Source organism: Clostridium sp. K04 (assembly GCF_019734375.1).
GTDB classification, from domain to species: Bacteria; Bacillota; Clostridia; order Clostridiales; family Clostridiaceae; genus Clostridium; species Clostridium saudiense.
In genome coordinates this window covers 1-16,347 of the sequence record NZ_JAASHD010000019.1, presented here as the reverse complement: position 1 = coordinate 16,347, position 16,347 = coordinate 1, and the positions used below count along the sequence as shown (strand labels likewise).

Annotated in this window: 16 protein-coding genes and 1 pseudogene; 2 read left to right on the top strand and 15 right to left on the bottom strand. The window is 28.2% G+C overall.

The window, feature by feature from the left end; translation table 11 throughout:
* Positions 1-9: 9 nt before the first annotated feature.
* The 13 genes and pseudogenes from HCG70_RS09370 to HCG70_RS09310 all read right to left on the bottom strand — a co-directional run bounded on the left by HCG70_RS09370 (position 10) and on the right by HCG70_RS09310 (position 11,081).
* Positions 10-411, bottom strand: a complete 402-nt coding sequence (locus HCG70_RS09370; protein ID WP_042396384.1) for a cytidine deaminase — start codon at positions 409-411, stop codon at positions 10-12.
* 78 nt (positions 412-489) lie between these two features.
* On the bottom strand, positions 490-1,191 hold the full coding sequence (locus HCG70_RS09365; RefSeq protein WP_042396386.1) for a diacylglycerol kinase: 702 nt from the start codon (positions 1,189-1,191) through the stop codon (positions 490-492).
* 21 nt (positions 1,192-1,212) lie between these two features.
* Complete coding sequence (ybeY, locus tag HCG70_RS09360; protein WP_042396387.1) at positions 1,213-1,713, bottom strand: rRNA maturation RNase YbeY; 501 nt, start codon at positions 1,711-1,713, stop codon at positions 1,213-1,215.
* 121 nt (positions 1,714-1,834) lie between these two features.
* Complete coding sequence (locus tag HCG70_RS09355) at positions 1,835-3,898, bottom strand: HD family phosphohydrolase (protein WP_221697692.1); 2,064 nt, start codon at positions 3,896-3,898, stop codon at positions 1,835-1,837.
* 29 nt (positions 3,899-3,927) lie between these two features.
* A complete protein-coding gene (gene yqfD, locus HCG70_RS09350) occupies positions 3,928-5,067 on the bottom strand; it encodes a sporulation protein YqfD (protein ID WP_042396390.1) in 1,140 nt (379 codons plus the stop codon).
* Between the two features lie 7 nt (positions 5,068-5,074).
* Positions 5,075-5,353, bottom strand: coding sequence for a sporulation protein YqfC (yqfC, locus tag HCG70_RS09345; RefSeq protein ID WP_042396392.1), 279 nt, complete (start codon positions 5,351-5,353; stop codon positions 5,075-5,077).
* A 60-nt stretch (positions 5,354-5,413) separates the two neighbouring features.
* A pseudogene (locus HCG70_RS09340) lies at positions 5,414-5,847 on the bottom strand (GatB/YqeY domain-containing protein).
* Positions 5,848-5,929: 82 nt separating this feature from the next.
* Complete coding sequence (rpsU, locus tag HCG70_RS09335; RefSeq protein ID WP_003441547.1) at positions 5,930-6,106, bottom strand: 30S ribosomal protein S21; 177 nt, start codon at positions 6,104-6,106, stop codon at positions 5,930-5,932.
* 123 nt (positions 6,107-6,229) lie between these two features.
* The gene (locus tag HCG70_RS09330) at positions 6,230-6,574 is read right to left on the bottom strand and encodes a histidine triad nucleotide-binding protein (RefSeq protein ID WP_042396394.1); all 345 of its coding nucleotides are present in this window, start codon (positions 6,572-6,574) and stop codon (positions 6,230-6,232) included.
* Between the two features lie 159 nt (positions 6,575-6,733).
* Positions 6,734-8,038 (bottom strand): tRNA (N(6)-L-threonylcarbamoyladenosine(37)-C(2))-methylthiotransferase MtaB, encoded by a 1,305-nt coding sequence (mtaB, locus tag HCG70_RS09325; RefSeq protein ID WP_042396395.1) that lies wholly within the window; start codon positions 8,036-8,038, stop codon positions 6,734-6,736.
* On the bottom strand, positions 8,038-8,799 hold the full coding sequence (locus HCG70_RS09320) for a 16S rRNA (uracil(1498)-N(3))-methyltransferase (RefSeq protein ID WP_042396396.1): 762 nt from the start codon (positions 8,797-8,799) through the stop codon (positions 8,038-8,040). Before HCG70_RS09320 ends, mtaB begins: the two co-directional genes overlap by 1 nt.
* 21 nt (positions 8,800-8,820) lie before the next feature.
* Entirely contained in the window at positions 8,821-9,762 is a 942-nt protein-coding gene (gene prmA, locus HCG70_RS09315; protein ID WP_042396398.1) for a 50S ribosomal protein L11 methyltransferase, read from the bottom strand.
* Positions 9,763-9,902: 140 nt separating this feature from the next.
* Positions 9,903-11,081 carry an O-antigen ligase gene (locus HCG70_RS09310; protein ID WP_042396401.1) on the bottom strand — a complete coding sequence of 393 codons (1,179 nt, stop codon included), beginning with the start codon at positions 11,079-11,081 and terminating at the stop codon, positions 9,903-9,905.
* A 343-nt stretch (positions 11,082-11,424) separates the two neighbouring features.
* Here HCG70_RS09310 and HCG70_RS09305 point away from each other — a divergent pair, with 343 nt between their 5' ends.
* Entirely contained in the window at positions 11,425-12,702 is a 1,278-nt protein-coding gene (locus HCG70_RS09305) for a 4Fe-4S binding protein (RefSeq protein ID WP_221697691.1), read from the top strand.
* 117 nt (positions 12,703-12,819) lie between these two features.
* Here the strand turns inward: HCG70_RS09305 and trmB are convergent, their stop codons facing one another.
* Positions 12,820-13,476, bottom strand: a complete 657-nt coding sequence (gene trmB, locus HCG70_RS09300; protein WP_055275803.1) for a tRNA (guanosine(46)-N7)-methyltransferase TrmB — start codon at positions 13,474-13,476, stop codon at positions 12,820-12,822.
* Between the two features lie 328 nt (positions 13,477-13,804).
* Positions 13,805-15,355: a nitrite/sulfite reductase gene (locus HCG70_RS09295; RefSeq protein WP_042396407.1), complete on the bottom strand. Its 1,551-nt coding sequence runs from the start codon at positions 15,353-15,355 to the stop codon at positions 13,805-13,807.
* A 236-nt stretch (positions 15,356-15,591) separates the two neighbouring features.
* Between HCG70_RS09295 and HCG70_RS09290 the strand changes: the two genes are divergently transcribed.
* Entirely contained in the window at positions 15,592-16,266 is a 675-nt protein-coding gene (locus HCG70_RS09290) for a hypothetical protein (protein WP_042396409.1), read from the top strand.
* The last annotated feature ends 81 nt before the right edge of the window (positions 16,267-16,347 follow it).

Genomic DNA, 16,347 nt, shown 5'->3' with positions numbered 1-16,347 from the left:
TTTATCCTCCTAGCCTTTTAAGTCCTTCTTCGAAAAAACACCTGGAAGTATTTCTTCAAAAGTTTTCACTATATAGTCATTTTCATTCTTTATAATTATTACTGGTATCTTTTCATCTTTAGCAAATTCAGCAATGACCTGTCTGCATATTCCACACGGATAAGTATATGCTTTTATATCACCAACTACTGCTATAGCCTGAATTTCTCTATTCCCTTCATGAACACCTTTAAAAATAGCTGTTCTTTCAGCACAATTTGTTCCACCAAAAGAAGCATTTTCAATATTACTTCCATCATATATTTTTCCATCCTCAAAAAGTACAGCAGCACCTACCTTAAAATTTGAATATGGACAATAAGCTTTTTCCCTTGCTTCTAATGCACTTAAAATTAATTCTCTATATTCCATTCTTATTCCTCCATTTAAATAGTATATCATATATATTAATTTTAATATCTCATAAAAACTAAATATTTATAACTAACTTTATAATTTAAATATAGTAAATATTAATAATGTTAATAAAATTCCTAACACACCACCAACAATTACTTCAAAAACAGTATGAACTTCTGAATCAACCCTACTTTGAGCTGTAATAAATGCCATTAAATAAGCTAATATAATACAAATAGGTTTTTCAGTTATAAGCGAAATAGCTGTTGATATTGAAAATGCCAATGCACTATGCCCACTTGGCATTCCTCCTTTAAGGGGTGTACCTTCACCAAATATAGCCTTAATTATTAATACTGCTAATATAACTATTACTAACGCAATAAAAATCATATATGGCTCTGAATGTTTAATCTTATATACTACCTCATAAGAAAAATTCGATAATTTATCCCAAAACACAATATATCCTACTAACAATGCATTTATTGCTGTTACCAATACAGCTCCTGCCGCAGTGTTTTTAGCCACCTTTGCTAATGGGTGATAATAATTAGTATTTAAATCTACAGCAGCTTCTACTGCTGTATTTACAAGTTCAGCACTAATTACCATTGTAATTGTAATTGCTAATGCTAAAAATTCTGCCTTAGAAATATCAAAGAAAAAACATGCTATAAGTACTCCTATTGAAGCTACAATATGTATTTTCATATTCCTTTGTGTTCTAACAGCATCAATTACCCCATTAATTGCATGATTAAAGCTCTCTAACAACTTTTTCATCTCCATAAATTCACCCTCTTACCATATCTATCTCTTTATATTTAATTTACCTAATATCTCTTCTTCCCTAGTTCTCATTTTAGCTTTATCTTCATCATTCATGTGATCATATCCTAATAAATGAAGTATTGAATGTACTACTAAATAACAAACCTCTCTCTCAAAAGAATGATTATATTCTATACTTTGTTCTTTAGCTCTTTCTAATGATAAAACCATATCACCTAGTACTAATTCTTCTCCATCTAAATATATTTCATTAAATTTTTTATTTTTATAAACATTTTTAAATACCATATTTTCAGGATAATCTAGCATAGGAAAAGATAATACATCCGTTACTTTATCTATCCCTCTCGTTTCATTATTTATTTCTCTTATTTCATTATTATCTACAAACAAAAGTGAAATTTGATATGGGATTGTAACTTCTTCATCTTTTAATGCCACATCACACACTTCATTAATAATATTAATTAAGTCATCTGTTACCTCAATTGAATTTTGTCTATTATCAGTATATAACATACTTTCTCCCTTCCTTATACTTATCATATAATATGTGTACTATTATTGCTTGCGTTTATTCATTATACGTCTTTTATTTGAACTTCGCAACTTATATAAAAAGGGAGGTTTCCCTCCCTTTTTACTCTTTCCCCTTTTCAGTTGGATATTCTATCCTATGATGATAAATACCTTTTAAAACTCTTAAGAAACAAGCTTTAATAACTTCTAGTTCTCTAAATGTTAAATCACACTCATTTAATTGATTAGAGTTCATTTTATCCTTAACAATATTATTTACCATATCTTCAATTTTCTCTAATGTTGGTTCTTGAATTGATCTTACAGCAGCTTCAACACTGTCTGCCATCATAATAATTGCAGCTTCTTTACTTTGAGGTTTTGGTCCTGGATATCTAAAATCTTCCTCTCTTATCTCATCTGGATTCTCACTACTATTTTTTAAAGTATAATAAAAATACTTTACTAATGTAGTTCCATGGTGCTGAACAATCATATCACTTACTACCTTAGGAATATCATATTCCTTAGCTAACTCTAAACCATCCTTAACATGTGAAATTATTATTGTAGTACTTAATGTTGGTGAAATTTTATCATGAGGATTTGTACCTCCTAATTGATTTTCTCCAAAGAAAAATGGCCTTTTGATTTTTCCTACATCATGATAATAGGCTCCTACCCTAACTAACATAGGATTAGCTCCTACCTCTTCCGCTGCAACTTCAGCCAAATTAGCTACCATTACACTATGATGATATGTTCCTGGTGCTTCCATTAATAATCTCTTTAATAATGGATTATTAGGATTAGACAATTCTAATAACTTCATATTAGTAACTAAACTAAAGCTTGATTCTAAAAATGGTAATAACCCCATTGCTAGAATTCCTGAAATAAATGCTCCAAATACAGCTAATATCACATCCAATAATATTTGTTTTATATTATTAGATAAAAGTATTCCACTAGATAAAATTACAACAGCAACAGCAGCTGCTACATAAACAGTTGAATATAGTATATCATTTCTTTGACTAACTTTCTTCAATGTAGTTGACGATACTATAGTTGATACAATCCCAATCAAAATCACCTGTGGATCAAATCCAACAATAACTGCTACAAACAATAAATTTAAAGAATTTATTACAATAGAAATCTTTGAATCTAAAAATACAGTCATAAGTATAGGAGCACAAGCTATTGGTATTATAAATAATGATACAAACGTAAATACTCTTGCCGAAATTACTGATAATAAATTTAATAATAAAATTAAAAATACTAATTTTGTATCTATTAAGATTTCTTTCTTTTCTTTTTTTAGATACATATACTGCATTCCTAATACAAATAAAACAAAAAAGGCTAATATTATATAAGTATAAATATAATCTTTACTTAAATCCTCTCCTACAAGGCCTAGTTCTGTCAAAATATTTATTTGTTGCTGAGTAATCGGCTCTCCTTCTTTAACAATAGTTTGATTCTTTTTAATCATCACCTTAGAAACACTTTTTAATGCTTCTTTTACAGCTTCGTCAGTTTTAGACTGATCAAAAAAATAATTAGCTTTAATTTGACTTTCACACATTTCTCTTAAAATAACTTCAATATTTGACTCTAACTCTTGACTCGATAAATAATCATCAACAATTGTTTTTGCTTCTGCTATATCCTCGCTATTATCTTCTTCTATTTGCTTTTCATAACCCTTATCTATAGCAGTTAATGCTATCCATTGTAATTCTGTGTCCTTATCTACATTTAAATCTAGCAAAGTTTTATACTCTGCATCTGAAAGCTTAAATGCATCTATTTTTTTCAACTCACTTATCTTACTTTTTTCGTCTATATCATTACTCTTCAAATTAATTAACTTATCAAAAAAGCTTTTTATATTCTCACTTGCTTCTATTTTAATTTCATTTTTAAGTGTAAATTTTTTTTCTACCTTTGCCGTAACCTCTTGTTCCTTAGCTTTAGTAGCTTCTTCATCAATTATATCTCGTGGTGCTTTAATATCTACTGTTGCAATATCACCTTCATTTAATTTATATCTCTTTGGTGTGACAACGGTCAACATTATAAAATAAATGAAAATAGCTGTAATAGTAAATAAAAATATTCTTTTCCACTTATCCATATGCGCCTTTTTTAAAACATCACTTTTATCTTTCATTTAGTTCACCTTCTCATCTTCCCCTAATTTTAATAGCCTACGGTTTCTTCACTAACTATGTTTTGCTCTACAACAAATACTACCTTTACTAATAAATTCTCTTCATCCTGCATTTCATTATCTATTAATTTATCAACTATCTTTGCATCTCTATTTAAATCATTTAACAATGAGTTTTCTAATTCTTTAACCGAATTTTCAATTGCCTCATCTTGAGATAAATTAATTTCTTTCTCTACTCTCTCATAATATAACACCTTATTAAATATTTTTCCACTCTTTTCTATTTTATCATATTGTTCAAAATCTTTTATAGCCTTTTTCAAGTATATTTTCTTACCAAAAATAGATATATAAATATCACTATCTTTTCTTCCACTTCTTTCTAAAGAAGTACCACTAACTTTTACATTTATAGATTTTTCATAAAACGTATTTGCAATCACTATTCCTCTTGGCGGCAAAATATATTCCCCACCTTCAGCCCCATCAATACCTTCAATTATAACATCACCTGCTTTTACTAATTGACCTGCTTTCACAGCACTTCTTCCAGCAAATGTATATACTCTCTTTATTTCTCCTTCTCTAGTGGCTACAAGATTCCCATATTCATAATTTTCAGCTTGTGGAGGATTAATCTTTTCCTCAACTGTAACTTTTAATGTAGAACCTTCAATCCTTACTCTAAGCCACAATATTTCATTGCTCATATTTTCTAATTTCTTTTCTATCTCTTTTACATCAATAGAATCTTTAGATATCCCAGGCTTTATTCCTATTTCACTTAATTCTTTTCTAATTTCAAATGGAGGAATATTTTTTTGAACTTCTACTTCTATAGACCATATGTAAGTAGATAAATAAAATATTATTCCTAAAAAAAGTACAGATCCAATTGCTAATGACATTCTTTTTTTGATACCACCTAAAAAAAATACAAACCCATTACTTTTTATAATATTTATTCTGCCACCTAAATTTACAACAATCTCCCTAACTTTAGCATAATCCAAATAATCTATTTCTAATACTAGTGTTGCTGCATCTTTTCTTTTTATTTTATATACTCTTATATTTTTACTCCAAAATACATTTAATAATCTTTCGGTATTTACGATTTTAATTTCAACTAATATTTTTCCCTTTTTTATCTTATCAAAAGCCATTTATCATTCACCTCACATATTCAATTGAATCAAAATAACCTTTAATAGTTATTGTAGCTGATGCTATATACAATATTTCAAAACTATTGCCCTTTATTTCTATAGGTGACATATTAGTATTAATCTTTATCCTATCTTTTTCAAATACCATTATTCCTTTGTGATTTTCTATAGTTATTTCATTTCTTCCTATAACAATAATCTTTGGTACATCTAAAATCACATCTTTAGGAAGATCTAGTTTTTCTACTAACATCTCTTTTCCTCTATTAAACTTCTTTTCCATAACTTCTCCCCTTTTTCAAATACTCTCTCATTGTACCTTATGATTTAATTTTAAAGAAAATCACAAAAATAAAAAAAAAGAACTCAATTTACATTGAGTTCTTTTTTTATATTTACTATTTAAATACTCTTTAACAATTTGACTTACAAGATTCTCATCTGCTCTATCTACAACCTTTGGTCTAACTGCTGACATAAGTTTACCCATGTCTTACATGCTATATGCACCCAATTCTGTAGCTGTTCTTTTACAATTCGTAAAATATCTTCTTCACTTAATTGCTGAGGAAGGTAACCTAGCAAGATTCCAAATTAAGATTTATCCTCTTTTATAGAATCCTGTCTATTTCCCTTTTCAAATTCAAGCATTAAATTACATTGCTTGACTTCTTTTGCTAATATCTCTATAACCTTATCGTCCTCAAGCGTAACACCGCAGGTCTTTTTACTAGCAATATGCAGAATATATACCTCTAAAATTAATTCTAAAATCACTTTAAAATTTAATATTTTTCGGTTTTCTTGCAGCCTTCTCTTATTGTTGGCATACTTAAATACCGTTTTTAAAAATTAAAAACTACTTGAATTTTCTCTTTCTTGCAGCTTCTGATTTTTTCTTTCTCTTAACACTTGGTTTTTCATAATGTTCTCTCTTTCTAACTTCTGAAAGAACCCCAGCTCTTGCGCATTTTCTCTTAAATCTTCTTAATGCACTTTCTAGTGTTTCGTTTTCTCCAACTTTGATTTCTGACATCTATTATCCCTCCCTCCGCTAGCTCAAATTAGTATCTTTAACTCAGCTACGGGCTTAATAACACATATTGTATTATACAATAATTATTACGAAAATGTCAATATTATTTATACTATTTTTCTATTAACCCGGTGGCCATTTCAATTCACGTGCACCTAAAACATGAAAATGTAAGTGATTTACTGTTTGACCGCCATCTGCTCCACAATTATTGACAATTCTGTAGCCTGAATCAGCAATATTTAGTTCCCTTACTATTTTATTGATAACCATGAATATGTGTGAAACTATATTGGAATTTTTTTCATCCAATTCATTAGCACTACTTATATGCTCTTTAGGTATAACTAAAAAATGAACAGGAGCAGCTGGACTTATATCATAAAAAGCTAAGACCTTATCATCTTCATATATTTTTTTTGATGGTATTTCACCTGCTACTATTTTACAAAATAAACAATCTCCCATAAACTCACCTCCTTTAACTGAAACTCCAAATTTTCAATTTGTCTAATTGAAGTTACTCCTTCGATTTCAAGAGAAGGAGTTTCCCTTTTAACCAGTTAATAGCTAATAGTTAATAGTTAAAATGAACTATTAACTATACACTCCTAACTCTTAACTATCCTAAACCATGCTTGCTATAGCATAATCTTTTACAGCTTCTTCTATCTTAACATCTACTATTTTACCAGTAATATTAGCTGACATGCAATGTACTATAACTTTAATATAGTTCCTTGTATATCCTTCGTAGAAATCTGGCTTATCTTTAACTTCTTTTTCTATTAATACGTCCATTACTCTTCCAATGAACTTTTCTGTAAATGCATGTTCATTAATATCATTTAATTCTATTAATGCCTTACTTCTCATTTCTTTAACAGTTCCATCTAATTGGTTTGGCATATCAGCTGCCTTTGTTCCCTTTCTTGGGCTATATTTAAATACATGAGTTTTAGTTAAATGAATTCTCTTTAAATATTCATATGTTTCATTAAATTCCTCTTCTGTTTCTCCTGGGAATCCAACAATTACATCTGTTGAAATAGATACATCAGGTAATGTTTTTCTTAACATATTAACTGATGCTTCATATTCTTCAGCAGTATATCTTCTATTCATTCTCTTTAGTGTTGCATCACATCCACTTTGAAGAGATAAATGGAAGTGTGGACATAATTTTTTAAATCCTTTAATCTTTTCAACTACTTCATCAGTAAAGAATGCAGGTTCAATAGATCCTATTCTTATTCTTTCTATTCCATCAATCTTTTCTATTTCTTCTATTATGTTAATTAAATTTATATTACCCTCTAAGTCTAATCCATAAGAAGCTGTATGTATTCCTGAAAGTATTATTTCCTTAAATCCATGAGCTGCAAGTTCTCTAACCTCTGATAACACCTTATCAGGATCCTTTGAGCAAACAGAACCTCTTGCATAAGGTATTGTGCAGTATGTGCAAAATCTATTACATCCATCTTGAATTTTTAAAAATGCTCTTGTTTTATCTTGATAATCTTCGATTTTTAAATCTTCGAACTTTTTATTTTGAAGTACTGGTTGTACGTGAACCTGTGGTTGCCCTTCATCTTTAGCTTTATTAACGTAATATACTACATCGCCCTTATTTCTCGTACCTAAAACTACATCTACTCCAGGTATTTCAGAAACTTCTTTTGGTGCCATTTGAGAGTAACATCCAACTGCTGCAATTATTGCATCTGGATTTGTTCTTCTAGCTCTACTTATTATCTGTCTAGATTTTTTATCTCCCATATTAGTAACTGTACAAGTATTTATTACATACACATCTGAAAATTCATTAAAATCTACAACTTCATATCCTTCTCTAATGAATTTTTCAGCCATAGCTTCTGACTCATACACATTAACTCTACAACCTAATGTAGCAAATGCAACTTTCATTAATCATTTCCTCCTAAATCACTTAGCTCATATTGTATTAACGCTGTTGCAACAAACCCAGCCGTTTCAGTCCTTAATATTCTTTTTCCAAGGGTTACTATATGAGCACCTTTTTCTTTTAGCTTTTCTATTTCTTCTTCTTCAATTCCGCCTTCTGGCCCTACAAATATTCCAACACTTTTTATATCGCTAGCCTTTTCTTCACTTCTGATTTTATTTATTAAAGTCTTAACACCAAAATTTTCTGCATTTTCGTAAGGAACTATAAATAAATCTAAGTCATTTATTTTTCCTAATACATCTTCAAATTCCAAAGGCTCAATTACTCTTGGAACAATACTTCTTTTACTTTGCTTTGCAGCCTCAAGTGCAATTCTATTTAATCTATCTAATTTTTTAAACTCACCTTTTAATTTAACATCTACTCTATGAGTAATTGTTGGTATAAACTCTGTTATCCCTAATTCTGTACCTTTTTGAACTATCAAATCCATCTTTTGAGACTTTGGAAGCCCTTGAAATAAATAAATTTTAATATCACTTTCATTATTTAAGTCAAGCTTTTCTATTATTTCAAGTAACACCTCTTGTTTACTTACATTTGTAACTTTCGCTAAATATTCTGCTCCCTCACAGTTATTTAATACTACTTTTTCACCTTCTGAAATTCTAAGCACTTTATATATATGCTTTACATCATCACCTATGATTTTAGCTACATCTCCATTAATTAATTCTTTTGGAGTAAAAAATTTATGCATTATTTTATTCTCTCCTAAAAACTATTTTAACTTGGCAACTATACAGTTCCATTCACCATCTCTATTTTTTTCCATAACTTCAAATCCAGTTGCTTCAAGCTTCTCACAAACCATATCAACTCTATCATGTATTATACCTGATGTAATAAATACACCACCATCTTTAAGTACTCTTTTAACATCATCAGTTAATATACAAATTATTTCAGCTAAAATATTTGCAACAACTATATCTGCTTTTCCATCTATAACTTCAACTAAATTTCCATGAAGTATTTCTATATTTTTTAACTTATTATATCCTACATTCTCAATAGAAGACTCTACTGCTACAGGATCCAAATCTACTCCTACAGCTAATTTAGCTCCTAATTTTGCAGCTGCAATCGCTAATATTCCAGAACCACATCCAACATCAAATACAGTACTATCTTCTTTAACATACTTTTCTAATGATTGAATACACATTCTAGTAGTTTCATGTGTACCTGTACCAAAAGCCATTCCTGGATCTAAATCAACTACTAATTCACCATCTTTAGCTTCATATTCTTCCCAAATAGGTTTAACTACTATTTTTTCTCCAACCTTTGTAGGCTTATAATATTGTTTCCATGTATTTGCCCAATCTTCTTCATGCATTTTTTCATGCTCAACCTTAGCTTCACCTAAGTCAAGACCCATTTCTTTAAGCTCTGTTAATCTTTCATTAACATACTCTAAAACATCTTCAATATTATCTTCTTCTGCAAAATAAGCTTTTACAACTGCAACCTTTCCTTTATGTTCTAAAACATTTATATCTGCAAAATCCCAAGTTAATGGTCCTTGTTCTCTTCCTAAAATATCCTCTGGATCTTCTATTGCAACCCCTTTGCAATCTAAGCTATAAAATATTCCTGATATTGGTTCTAATGCCTCACTCTTAGTTATTACTCTAACCTCTATCCATGTTCCATCCATCTATGAATCATCCTTTCAAATCTTTTCTCTTTGACTAATACTATATTTTACACATATGTTTACATAAAGTCTATAGAATTTTATATAGAAAAAGGATAACTATGAATTATTTATTTATAGTTATCCACTATTTATCCTTTTCAAGCAACAATATCTTTATTACTTTTCTTACTTTTTATGAACCTAGCTTTTCTTATCATTTTATCATTAGCCATATTATACGTAATTGCTCCTGTACATACAAATATTATCCCTAACTGTGGTGCATATAATGTACAATCAACAATTCCTTGAATAATTACCATAGCATTTATAGATGCAATTAACGGTAACAACTTATTATGCTGCTTATATAATTTTATCATATCTCTATATAAATTTAGTTTCACATATAAATAAATTCCTAATCCTACTACACCTACACCAACTAAAAAAGCAAGCCATAAATTATGTGGATGAATTAAAAATGAAATAATTTTATTTTGTAAAGTAGGATCATCTTTAAAAATAAAATTTGATCCATGTTCAAATGTTCCAAGCAAACCCCACCCTAAAATTGGTTTTACTAAAAACATCTGAATTGCACCTTTCCATATTCCAACCCTTGAATTAAATGATGTTACAATTTCTCCTATAGGCGTTGTTTTTGCAACTTTATTCTGAACTGTCATAAATAAAATTGCCAATATACTTACTGTTATAGAAATAGCAATTAATCCTTTAAAATCTTTTTTTTCCTTCATCAAGTAATATATAAATATTCCACCTACTAATGCTATAAAAGCACCTGATGATTCCGTTAACATCAATGCTATCACTATTAAAACAATTATAATATTATAAGTTACCCCTTCACTTTTATCCTTTTTTGTACCTTTAAGATAAAATATTATTAAAATTATATTACCAAACCATGCACCTGTCATATTAGGATTTCCAAAGGAACTAAAAATCCTATGTTCTGGCATTCCAACTAATGTAAATGCTATTTTTTCTATAATGCCTCCTATAGCAGCAATAGTGCTCAAATATACCGTTGTTTTTAATACTGTATTAATTCTACTTACTTTAACAAAATAATTCTGAGCAAATATACATAATGCAAAATACAATAAGAAACCAAATGATGCTATAAAAGATAAAATACTTTTATTTACTATTCCACTAACCATAGAATATATAAACAAACAGAACAACCCTATATTCCAATAATTCATTTCTACTTTTATCTTTCCTTTAATCAATAAATTCACAGCAAATACAGCTGGTATAATAGCTGTAAAAGGTGAAAAAACTATCATAATAATATAATATATCATAATTTACCACCAACTCTTATTATTTACAAAAAAAAAACATATAACTGCATAAGTATACACATAATAAATATTTAATTCAAAACCCCTAGATATCTTTTCAATAAATTTTTCTAATAAATATTAATATATAATTAGTATCTCCATTTAATTATTTTATTTATAAAAAAATACTTTCGTTTACATATACTTAACTGATAATAAAGTTGTTATAAATTAAATACATTTAATTTTTTATTACTTATATATATTTTTCAATTTAATCTTTTTATATACCTAATAGTTACAGTTTTATTTATATTATGGTAAAATTTTATAATAATTATTAAGTTAGGAGGTTATTAACTTGTCACATATAGTTGCTAAAGAAGCCTTTAAATCTTTAGAAGATAGATTAAACAAATTCCCTCAAGGTGTTCCACCCTCTGAAACACTTTATAAAATCTTAAGTGTTTTATATACTGAAGAAGAAGCTGCACTAGTAGCTAAACTTCCAATTAGACCTTTCAATATTTCCATGGCAAGTAAAATTTGGAATGTATCCCTTTCAGAGGCTGAATTTATGCTTGAATCTTTGGCTAGTAAGGCTTTAATTTTAGATACGGAATATAATGGTGAAAGAAAATTTGTAATTCCACCTCCAATGGCAGGTTTTTTCGAATTTGCACTTATGAGAGTCCGTGGTGATATTGATCAAAAATTACTGTCTAAACTCTTTTATCAATATCTCAATGTAGAAGAAGATTTTATTAAAGATTTATTTCTAGGAACAGAAACTAGATTTGGTCGAGTTCTTATATCAGAAGATATTTTACCAGAAACCATAGCTTCAACACCAACTCCTGAAAACTCACTATATATTTTAGATTACGAACGTGCCACCTATTTAATAAAAAATGCAAAACATATTTCTTTAAGCATGTGTTATTGTAGGCATAAAATGCATCACTTAGGTAAAGATTGTAGTAAGCCTATGGACACTTGTTTAACATTTGATTCAACAGCTTATTCATTAATAAAAAATGGTTATGGAAGGAAAATTGATTCATCAGAATGTATAGATATTTTAAATATGTGTTATGAAAATAATTTAGTTCAATGTGGAGAAAATGTTAGAAATGAAATTGGCTTTTTGTGTAATTGTTGTTGCTGTTGTTGCGAAGGTTTAAAGGCTGTAAAAAAATATGGTGCTTTACACCCAATAGCAACTACTAACTTCCTTCCATACGTTAACAATGATTCTTGTATTGGTTGTGGCAAATGTACTAAAATATGTCCAATTGAAGTAATATCATTAAAAAACAAAAAAGCAAGTATTGATGAAAGTATCTGTTTAGGTTGCGGTGTATGTGTTCGAAATTGTCCTACTAAAGCAATAAAACTAAAGACTAGATCACAAAGAATATTAACTCCCGCAAACACTACTCACCGAGTTATTATTCAAGCTATTGAAAAAGGAAATCTTCAAAATTTAATTTTTGATAATCAAGCTTTTGCCAGTCATAGATTTATGGCCTCTGTTTTATCAACTATTTTAAATGCTAATCCAATAAAGCAAGCCCTTGCAAGTAAACAATTTAAGTCTATCTACTTAGATAAATTGATTAGTAAGAAATATAAATAAAAAAACACCTTCACCTCTTTTAATAATTAAAACTTTCTGATTAAACTATTTAATTTTCTTTAACAAAAATACTCAAAGATTTTAGTATTTCACAGCACTAAAACCTTTGAGTATTTTTTATTTGTATTCTGCTATTAAAAACTTAGTTTTTATACCTTGAGCTGTAAACATTTCTTCATGTTCAGTAGTAACATTTCCTTCAAATCCACTAGAATGTAAATCATATGTAATATATTTAATTTCTAAATTTGATTCTTTAAAGTATTCAAGTGATTCTTCAAATAATTCATCATCATCTGTTTTAAACCAAATTTCTGCTCCATGTTTTAAAAACTTCTTATACTTTTCTAGCTGTCTTGTATGTGTTAATCTTCTTTTCTTATGTCTATCCTTTGGCCATGGATTACAGAAGTTTATGTATATTCTTTCTATTACATCTTTTTCATCTAACATTTCATCTATTAATAATATTTCCTGAGACATTAAGGCCACATTATTAATTTCATGTCCTACCTTTTCATAAGCTGCTTCAATATTTCTTTTAGCTAAAACTAAAACTTCATCCTTTATATCAACTGTTATATAATTAATATCTGGATTTTGTGAACCATGAACTGCCATAAATGTTCCTTTTCCACAACCTAACTCCATATAAATTGGGTTATCATTTTTAAAAAACTCTTTCCATCTTCCTTTATATTCACTTGGCTTTTGTATAAAAAAATTACATCCTTCTAATTCTGGTCTTGCCCAAGGCTTTCTTCTCATTCTCATAATTATGTTCACTCCAAATCATTCATTAAGTTCATAGATTAATTATACAGATAATTTCTTTTATTTCAACTAAATTACTTATCACAACTTTATGACATTATATTATTTAAAATAAAAATCCACAATATATCTATTATTAATAGATATATTGTAGATTTTAAACATAATATCTTATCTAATGGCCAAACATTATTAATTAATTTATATATATTTATGTTAAAGTTAAGAATATACTAGCCTCTAGACAATGAATTATAACCTTGATATAAAGCTAAGCACTCATCTCAATATTATAATTCAATTTATAAATTTATACTTAAAATATTGATTAGCAATTATATTTTTCTACTAAAGCTTTAAATTCATCTTCATTGCTATTTATATAATCACCAAATGCTATATTAGCTTCATTTAATTTATTACCTAGCTCACAAATGAACATTGGTATATCTTTTCTAGCTATATCACCATAAGCTTTACCAAGTCTTGTTTCTCCTTCTACACAGTTTCCATTTACATAAATTTCATAAGCTTCTTGTACAACATCATTGATTCTTTTCTTTTTACCAGTGAATCCTATTTCACTAATTTGGTGAACCCCACAAGAGTTTCCACATCCTGAAAAATGTAGTTTAGGTAATAAATCCGTATTAGAAATTTTTTCTTTAACATAAGATAGTACTTCACTTAAAGCAGCTTGGCTTTCAGCTATACCTATTTGACATGTAGGTACCCCTATACATGAAACACTATATTCAAAATCATTTGAACCTCCAATATGTTTAGTTAACTCTAATAACTCTTCTGCTTCTTTTCCATTTAAATTTCTAAAATACACACCTTCAGTCATTGATAGTCTTATTTCTGGATTATCAAATTTACTTAAAGTTTCATATATCGCCTTTAAGTCATTTACTTTAATTTGTCCGCCTACTGGATGTACATATACACTGTATAAACCACATTGCTTTTGTTCTACTAATCTACTATTTGAGATATTAGTTTTTATTCCAGCTTTATTATATTCTGTAGCCTTACAATCAACCTTATAATTACACTCTGATTTTACTTCATCTACATATTTTTTATATTCAGAAATAAAACCTTCTTCCCCTAATTTGTCAACAATATATCTTATACGAGCTTTAGCTTTATTTTCATAATTTCCTTCAGCTTTAAATAATCTAACCATTGCTTCTACATAATTTAAAACTTCAGATGGTTCAATTAATTCAGGATATAATAATGCAACCTTAGGATTTCTTCCAAGACCGCCTCCTAAATACACTCTAAAATAATCTTTTCCATCTTTCCTAACAGCTAAGAAACCTAAATCTTGTATTGTACAATGTGCTGTATCACTTGAACCATTTGAAAAAGATACTTTAAGCTTTCTAGGTAATTTGTAAGTAGTTATTCTTTCCATAAAATATTCACCAGTTGCTAAAGCATATGGAGTAGGATCAAATGCTTCATCCTTATCTACTCCAGACAATGGAGATAACGCAACATTTCTTGGGAAATTCCCACCTGCACCTCTTGTATATATATCATTTTCTAATGCATCATTCATTAAATTACATACATCATCAATTGAAATACCATGATATTGAATAGCTTGACGCGTAGTAAAATGTAATCCTCCTAATTTATATTTATCTGCCCAATCACATATTAATTTAAATTGAGGCATAGTAATTATCCCTGATGGTATTCTAAGTCTAATCATAAATTCTTTTCCACCACGATGAGCATATACACCCATACCGCCTGATTGACCTTTAAAATCCATTACAGATATTTCTCCATTTACAAACTTATGACCGACTTTTCTAAACTCTTCAATTTCCGGTAAAAGCACTTTTTTTATATCTTTCATCTTATCACCTCATAATTATTACTACTCTTTTTTAATATTCCTTATTTGATGAATTAATATTAACAATTTAATTATATTATTAATTACAATACATTTCTATTATTTAACTATTTGATTATTTAATGATTAGCATTATCTTTCTTAATGTTTACCAATTTTTAAGATTTATATCAATTGCTTTTTTTGTATTTTTTTCTTAAAATAAATATAATATGGTATATAAAAGGAGAATAACAATGAATGATAAAAAAATCAAACCTAGATTAGATTCAGAAATATCTACAAAAGAAAAATACAATACATTAAAAGGAAAGAAAAAACTAGAATTTATATTTGATTATTACAAACTTCCTATCTTCGGTACTATAGCCGCAATAATAATCGTATGTTACATAGGATATTCAATGTATACAAAACAAGATACTTATTGCAATTTAACTTATCTTAGTTCTAATATGGATACATCTCAATTAACAGAATTAAAAGATACATTAAATGAAAAGCTTTTAGATGATAATAAAAAAACCTCTATTTTTATTGATTCAATGACTATAGACCCAAATTCTAATTATGGCGATGACCCTACCACTACACAAGCATTTGCTGTTAAACTAGCTGCAAATGAAATTGATTTACTTTTCTTAAATGAAAACTATTTCAATTACTTTACTTCTAACAATATGCTAGCAGATTTAACTACTTTAGATGGATTTAACTCACTAAGCTTTAGTAAAGATGATTTAGTTAGATCTAAAGATTCTGATGGCAATGAGCATATTTATGGATTAAAAGTAGACAAGCTTAATCTTTTAGATAATATCAGCTTTCCAGAGAATACTATATTAACAGTTGCTATTAGCTCTGAAAGAACGGAAGAAGCTATTAAAATATTAAATGAATTTGTAAAATAAAAAAGGAGCTGTATCAGATTGAATTAATAAATTCAGTCTGAATACAACTCCTTTTTAATTGTTCAAAATTTTATACACTAA

Excerpts from the sequence above, each read along its gene's own strand:
- HCG70_RS09370 (WP_042396384.1), bottom strand. The coding sequence starts at position 411 with ATGGAATATAGAGAATTAATTTTAAGTGCATTAGAAGCAAGGGAAAAA.
- HCG70_RS09365 (WP_042396386.1), bottom strand. The coding sequence starts at position 1,191 with ATGGAGATGAAAAAGTTGTTAGAGAGCTTTAATCATGCAATTAATGGG.
- ybeY (WP_042396387.1), bottom strand. The coding sequence starts at position 1,713 with ATGTTATATACTGATAATAGACAAAATTCAATTGAGGTAACAGATGAC.
- HCG70_RS09355 (WP_221697692.1), bottom strand. The coding sequence starts at position 3,898 with ATGAAAGATAAAAGTGATGTTTTAAAAAAGGCGCATATGGATAAGTGG.
- yqfD (WP_042396390.1), bottom strand. The coding sequence starts at position 5,067 with ATGGCTTTTGATAAGATAAAAAAGGGAAAAATATTAGTTGAAATTAAA.
- yqfC (WP_042396392.1), bottom strand. The coding sequence starts at position 5,353 with ATGGAAAAGAAGTTTAATAGAGGAAAAGAGATGTTAGTAGAAAAACTA.
- rpsU (WP_003441547.1), bottom strand. The coding sequence starts at position 6,106 with ATGTCAGAAATCAAAGTTGGAGAAAACGAAACACTAGAAAGTGCATTA.
- HCG70_RS09330 (WP_042396394.1), bottom strand. The coding sequence starts at position 6,574 with ATGGGAGATTGTTTATTTTGTAAAATAGTAGCAGGTGAAATACCATCA.
- mtaB (WP_042396395.1), bottom strand. The coding sequence starts at position 8,038 with ATGAAAGTTGCATTTGCTACATTAGGTTGTAGAGTTAATGTGTATGAG.
- HCG70_RS09320 (WP_042396396.1), bottom strand. The coding sequence starts at position 8,799 with ATGCATAAATTTTTTACTCCAAAAGAATTAATTAATGGAGATGTAGCT.
- prmA (WP_042396398.1), bottom strand. The coding sequence starts at position 9,762 with ATGGATGGAACATGGATAGAGGTTAGAGTAATAACTAAGAGTGAGGCA.
- HCG70_RS09310 (WP_042396401.1), bottom strand. The coding sequence starts at position 11,081 with ATGATATATTATATTATTATGATAGTTTTTTCACCTTTTACAGCTATT.
- trmB (WP_055275803.1), bottom strand. The coding sequence starts at position 13,476 with ATGAGAATGAGAAGAAAGCCTTGGGCAAGACCAGAATTAGAAGGATGT.
- HCG70_RS09295 (WP_042396407.1), bottom strand. The coding sequence starts at position 15,355 with ATGAAAGATATAAAAAAAGTGCTTTTACCGGAAATTGAAGAGTTTAGA.
- HCG70_RS09290 (WP_042396409.1), top strand. The coding sequence starts at position 15,592 with ATGAATGATAAAAAAATCAAACCTAGATTAGATTCAGAAATATCTACA.